Here is a 6382-nt window from a genome sequence, read left to right on the forward strand (position 1 = left end):
GAATCCATTTTGAAAAAGAATAATCAAAATGGATTCGTTTTTTATATGGAGTTTTTGTTTACCAAACAGGGCGTATATTTGATGATAATTTTCCTGTATTTTTTTTAGTAACGAATGTTGTTAAATCTTCTTTAAGCATTTGCATTCGTTCTGCACCTATGTTTTCAATCCATCGCTGTTCTATTTCAGCTATTATTTCTTCTTTTGCTTTCATTACTGACAAACCACGTTCGGTTAAAATAATGATCTTACCTCTTTTATCAGTAGGATGCGTTTTACGTGTAACGTAACCACTACTCTCAAGAGAATCTACCATTTTACTTACAGCTTGTTTGGAAATCCCTAAATACTCAGCTAGTTCTATACCAGTTGCTCCATTAGGAAGAATGCGTTTGAACATAAAACCATGTGCTGGCCTAATATCTTCAAATCCTAATTCACTTAATTTTTCATGTAGTTCAGTAATTAATGTACTGAAAGATAATGATAAAAGTGAAGTAAGGTCTAGTTCGTTAAATGTTGAATGATCCATGTATATAACCTCCGTAATTATGGTCAATTAAGTTGACTACATGTGAAACCTATTGTACTATACGGAATATAGTCAATCAAATTGACTATATTCCGTATAGTACAAATAATGATTTATATAAATAGAATCAATGGAGGTTTCACATGGTTAATATCGTTAAAATTAGAGGGAGTGTATTTGCACCATATGCATCGCTGGAACCTATTAAGGATTCTGCAACAGGAAGAGTGTTTGAATATGCTGGAGATGCACGTGAGTTTACACCATACGCTGTGAACACAAAGCGTTCAAGATTAGAACAAGAAGTGAATATTGATTTTTATAAAAAAGAAATTTTCACATATGCAGATGCTTGTATCGTCACTGTGAAGATTACAAATCCAGATGGCTCAATTGAGTATCAAAAAGGAGAAACAAGTACAGAAAGCATTGTATGTACAAATATTGTATGGAGTGAAGATGAAGTTTCATTTGAAATGAGAGCAAGTGCAAGTAATCCGTTAAACACGACAGCACCTGCAGCTGACTATTTTTTGACTATACGAGTTAATGAATGTGGTACTGTGCATGTTGAAGGTGTACACGATGGTTTCCCTTGCTATGAATTTTATAAACAAATAGACTTTGGTTTATTTGAATTAATATACACACATGATTTCAGAGAAACGGATGATACCCCAGCAGCACTAGCTGGAGAAATGGAATATAGTTTTAAAACGACAATCTAATAAATATAGCGCTATTTTTCAGAAGGAAGTAGCAAACGTTAAAAGAGAAATCTATTGATTATGGGACCGAAATTGTGATCTGTTTTACTCAATGATATGCAGTATTTAAAATAAAATTATAGAGGTGTTTCTTATGACTAATATCGTTAAAATTAGAGCCAGTGTATTTATTCCAATGTCTTGGACTGAAGCTAAGAAGGATATGGAAACGGGAAAAGTAATCCAATTCGAAGGTGATTCCCGTGAATTTACACCGTATGCGGTAAACGCTATGCGCTCTAGAGTTGAGCAAGAGGTAGTAGTGGATTTTTATAAAGAAGAAGTGTTTTCATATGCGGACACGGGTATTACGACAGAGAAGGTTACAAACCCAGATGGTTCGGTGAATAAAAGAACAGGAAAAGCGAGTACTGAAAATATTGTGTGTACGGATATTGAATGGAATTCTGATGGTGTGCAATTCAAAATGAGAGCAAGTGCAAGTAATCCGTTAAATGTGTATGCTCCTCCTGTGGACTATTTATTAACTGTATGTGTGAAAAAGGATGGTAGTATTAATATTCAAGGAGAACATGATGGTTTCCCTTGCTATGAATTTTATAAGCAAGTAGATTTCGGTTCATTTGAACAAATTTATACACATGATTTTAGAGAAACTGGTGATACACCTGAAGCGTTAGGTGGAGAAATGGATTATAGTTTTACAAAGAGTTTATAGGAAGTATGACAAATTACTTCATCCGTAAATGAATTCAGCCGTCAAAAATAAGTATTACTCCATACTACGCCGCCTTTAGGCATGGATTTAATCATACAGAAAGGAACCTGGAGATATCTAGGTTTTTTTGTTTCGAATTTGTGAACAAAAGATATATATATTGAAAATGATTTTTGTATATTTTATTATATACCCATACGGGTATAGGTTTTCTGTTTTTGATACATTAAGAAAATAAATAAGATGGAGGTTTGAAATATGTCTAGAAAAATTGTAGTAGTAGGTGGAGTTGCCGGCGGGGCATCAGTAGCTGCAAGGCTTCGTCGTTTAAGCGAAGAAGATGAAATTATTATGGTGGAGCGTGGTGAATATATTTCATTTGCAAATTGTGGCTTACCATACTATATTGGCGGTGTCATTACAGAAAGACAAAAGTTATTAGTACGAACTGTTGAAAGGATGTCAAAGCGTTTTAATTTAGATATACGTGTATTGAGTGAAGTGGTAAAGATAAATAAAGAAGAGAAAACAATTACTATAAAGAATGTAACTACAAATGAAACATATAACGAGGAATATGATATTTTAATTCTTTCACCAGGGGCAAAACCAATCGTTCCACCTATTCCAGGTATTGAAGAAGCGAAGGCGTTGTTTACGTTACGAAATGTACCTGATACAGATCGTATTAAAGCGTACATTGATGAGAAGAAACCACATCATGCGACGGTTATTGGTGGCGGATTTATTGGAGTAGAAATGGTTGAAAACTTAAGAGAACGAGGAATTGATGTTACTCTTGTAGAGATGGCAAATCAAGTAATGCCACCAATTGATTATGAAATGGCAGCATATGTGCATGAGCATATGAAAAAGCACAATGTTGAGCTTGTTTTAGAAGATGGTGTAGATGCATTAGAAGAGCACGGGACTGTTGTACGTTTAAAAAGTGGTTCAATCATAAAGACAGATATGATTATTTTAGCAATTGGTGTGCAACCAGAGAGCAGTTTAGCGAAGGATGCAGGGTTAGCACTAGGAGTTAGAGGAACGATAAAGGTAGATGAGAGTTTTCAAACGTCGGACCCGCACATATATGCAATTGGTGATGCGATTGAAGTAAAGGATTTTGTTACAGAAACAGAAACGATGATTCCGTTAGCGTGGCCAGCTAATCGTCAAGGTCGCATGTTAGCAGATATTATTCATGGTCATACGGATTCTTTATATAAAGGTACGATGGGAACTTCTGTAGCTAAAGTTTTTGATTTAACAGTTGCTGCGACGGGAGTAAATGAGAAAATATTAAAACGATTAAATATACCCTATGAGGTAGTACATGTACAGGCGAATTCGCATGCCGGATATTATCCGAATGCGACGCCAGTGTTAATAAAATTAATTTTTAATAAAGAAAGCGGAAAAATTTATGGGGCGCAGGCGTTAGGGCGTGACGGTGTAGATAAGCGTATTGATGTTATTGCAACGGCAATGAAGGCAAACTTAACCGTAATTGATTTGCCAGATTTAGAATTATCATATGCCCCGCCTTATTCTTCTGCAAAAGACCCAGTAAACATGGTGGGGTATGCGGCAAGTAATATAGTAGATGGTTTTGTGGACACAGTACAATGGCATGAGGTAGATCGTATTGTTGAAAATGGTGGATATCTTATTGATGTTCGAGAGCCTAATGAACTCAAACAAGGAATGATTAAAGGTTCTATTAATATCCCCTTAGATGAGTTACGTGATCGTTTGGATGAAGTACCGGTAGATAAAGAAATATATATTACCTGTCAACTTGGTATGAGAGGTTATGTCGCAGCGCGCATGTTAATGGAAAAAGGATATAAGGTAAAGAATGTAGATGGTGGCTTTAAATTGTATGGGACAGTATTACCAGAACGTGTTGCGTATTAATATTTTTTCATCTTCCACTTCAAAATTTAGTGGAAGATGAAAGCTTATGTATTAAGGTTTCACTTTTTGTTTTGTGAATATATAAGATAAACATTAAAAATAGGGGTTTACAAAATACCCTATAGGGTATAATATATTGTCATAGGTTATAAATAGTGACATAATGGTAATGAGGTGATTATAGAATGGAATATAATCAAGATATGAAAAATAGATTGAAACGTATTGAAGGTCAGGTTCGTGGTGTGCTTCGTATGATGGAAGAAGGAAAAGATTGCCGAGAGGTTATTACACAGTTAACGGCATCTCGTTCTGCACTTGATCGTACAATTGGACTTGTTGTGGGAACGAATTTAGAGCAATGTTTGCGTGAGCAGTTTGAAAGCGGTAATGGTTCAAATGAAGAGTTAATTAAAGAAGCTGTTCAATTACTTGTAAAAAGCCGATAATCTGTCAAACATAAGTGTTGACAGATTTTCAAAAACATTTTAATATACCCCTACAGGTATATGTGTATAAATTATGGAGGAATCGACTATGAGTATAAAAGTGGATATGAGTTTAGATTGTAAAGGTTTGGCCTGTCCGATGCCGATTGTGAAGACGAAGAAGGCGATGGAAGGCTTGACATCAGGGCAAGTGATTGAAGTTCAGGCAACAGATAAAGGGTCTACTGTAGATATACAAAGTTGGGCGAGTAAAGTAGGTCATCAGTACATCGGGACGAAACACGAAGGTGATGTATTGATGCATTACGTTAGAAAAGCACACGAGCATGAAGTGAATGAAGTAGTGAAATATCCTCAAACAATTACGAATTCGGAATTGGAAGAGATATTATTAAGTGGTGAAGAGTGTATTGTAGTAGATGTTCGTGAAGCGGCGGAATTCGCTTTTGGTCATATTCCATCGGCTGTTTCCGTGCCGTTAGGGGAATTAGACAGTGCAGCGTTAGATCAGAAGAAGCAAATTTATGTTGTTTGCCGAACTGGTAACCGTAGTGATGTAGCTTGCCACATGTTGAAAGAGAAAGGTTATGCAAATGTGAAAAATGTCATTCCAGGCATGTTAGAGTGGCAAGGCAATGTGGAAAAATAAAATTTTTTAAATAAAAATATACCTATGGGGGTAATGAGATGAACGTTAAACCGTTACAAGCAAAAGATGTTGCAGAGAAAGTTTTATTCGGAGAGTTATTTATTTTAGATGTTCGTAATGAGGCGGATTATGAAGATTGGAAAATTGAAGGAAAAGAAGTTACTTCAATGAATGTGCCGTACTTTGATTTATTAGAGGGTGTAGATCATATTGTAAGTGAACTACCTAAAGATAAAGATGTTTTAGTAGTATGCGCAAAAGAAGGGTCTTCTATATTTGTGGCAGAGCAATTAACAGAGGCTGGATTAGAAAATGTTTATTATTTATCTGGTGGTATGAAGGCTTGGAGTGAATATATAAAGCCTATAAAAGTTGGAGATTTAAAAGATGGCGGAAGTATGTATCAGTTTAACCGTCTTGGAAAAGGTTGCTTATCTTATATGGTCGTTTCAAACGGTGAAGCAGCAGTTATTGATGCAGTAAGAACAGTTGAAGCGTACGAAGAGTTTGCGAAAGAGCATGGTGTTACGATTACGAATGTAATGGATACACATTTACATGCAGACCATATTTCTGGCGGACGTAAGTTAGCGGAAAAAGTAGGTGGTACGTATTGGTTGCCGCCAAAAGATGCGGAGGAAGTTGTGTTCTCATATAAACCACTTGTTGAAGGATCTGTTATTACGGTGGGGGGTACTAAAATTGAAATTGACGCATTATACTCACCGGGGCATACGATTGGAAGTACGTCATTTATTGTAGATGATTCCTATTTATTATCAGGCGATATTTTATTTGTAGATTCAATTGGGCGTCCAGACCTTGCTGGGAAAGCTGAAGATTGGGTAAGTGATTTACGTACTACTTTGTATAGCCGATATAAAGAACTATCTCAAAACTTAGTTGTGTTACCGGCTCATTATTCAAAAATAATTGAAATGGACGAGAGTGGCATTGTTAGTGCTAAATTAAAAGATTTATTTGCGTATAATGCAGGATTAAATATTGAGGATGAGGGAGAGTTTCGTAAAGTTGTAACAGAGAATTTACCACCTCAACCGAATGCATATCAAGAAATTCGTCAAACAAATATGGGGCGATTAAATCCAAGTCAAGACGAAGAGCGTGAAATGGAGATTGGTCCAAACCGTTGTGCTGTTCATAATTAATTCGGTTTCAAATGAAATAAAAATAGGAGGTATATAAGATGAAGGTGAAAGAAGTATTAGATGTAAAAGGATTAGCATGTCCAATGCCAATTGTGAAAACAAAGAAGGCGATGGAAGCATTACAATCGGGGGAAGTTTTAGAAGTACACTTAACAGATAAAGGTGCGATTAAAGATATTCCAGCATGGTCACAAAAAGGCGGTCATGAAGTGTT

8 protein-coding genes are annotated in these 6382 nt (G+C 35.9%); 7 read left to right on the top strand and 1 reads right to left on the bottom strand.

The annotated features are described in order from the left end of the window. Nucleotides 1-58 precede the first annotated feature (58 nt). Entirely contained in the window at nt 59-532 is a 474-nt protein-coding gene (locus tag JDS99_RS23680; protein WP_098133089.1) for a MarR family winged helix-turn-helix transcriptional regulator, read from the bottom strand. A 143-nt stretch (nt 533-675) separates the two neighbouring features. Here JDS99_RS23680 and JDS99_RS23685 point away from each other — a divergent pair, with 143 nt between their 5' ends. The 7 genes from JDS99_RS23685 to JDS99_RS23715 all read left to right on the top strand — a co-directional run. Further along, entirely contained in the window at nt 676-1260 is a 585-nt protein-coding gene (locus JDS99_RS23685) for a DUF3238 domain-containing protein (protein ID WP_088608420.1), read from the top strand. 133 nt (nt 1261-1393) lie between these two features. Continuing rightward, the gene (locus JDS99_RS23690) at nt 1394-1978 is read left to right on the top strand and encodes a DUF3238 domain-containing protein (protein WP_088608421.1); all 585 of its coding nucleotides are present in this window, start codon (nt 1394-1396) and stop codon (nt 1976-1978) included. A gap of 258 nt (nt 1979-2236) precedes the next feature. Next, nucleotides 2237-3901: a CoA-disulfide reductase gene (cdr, locus tag JDS99_RS23695; protein WP_199695811.1), complete on the top strand. Its 1665-nt coding sequence runs from the start codon at nt 2237-2239 to the stop codon at nt 3899-3901. Between the two features lie 185 nt (nt 3902-4086). Next, nucleotides 4087-4350, top strand: coding sequence for a metal-sensitive transcriptional regulator (locus JDS99_RS23700; protein WP_000456206.1), 264 nt, complete (start codon nt 4087-4089; stop codon nt 4348-4350). Between the two features lie 88 nt (nt 4351-4438). Further along, on the top strand, nt 4439-4999 hold the full coding sequence (locus JDS99_RS23705; protein WP_088062026.1) for a sulfurtransferase TusA family protein: 561 nt from the start codon (nt 4439-4441) through the stop codon (nt 4997-4999). Between the two features lie 38 nt (nt 5000-5037). After that, on the top strand, nt 5038-6168 hold the full coding sequence (locus JDS99_RS23710; protein WP_088062028.1) for an MBL fold metallo-hydrolase: 1131 nt from the start codon (nt 5038-5040) through the stop codon (nt 6166-6168). A gap of 38 nt (nt 6169-6206) precedes the next feature. Continuing rightward, on the top strand, nt 6207-6382 hold a 176-nt coding region (locus tag JDS99_RS23715), incomplete at its 3' end, for a sulfurtransferase TusA family protein (protein WP_199695812.1).

It is taken from the genome of Bacillus cereus group sp. N6 (genome assembly GCF_016483705.1).
In the GTDB taxonomy this organism is placed as follows: Bacteria; Bacillota; Bacilli; order Bacillales; family Bacillaceae_G; genus Bacillus_A; species Bacillus_A wiedmannii.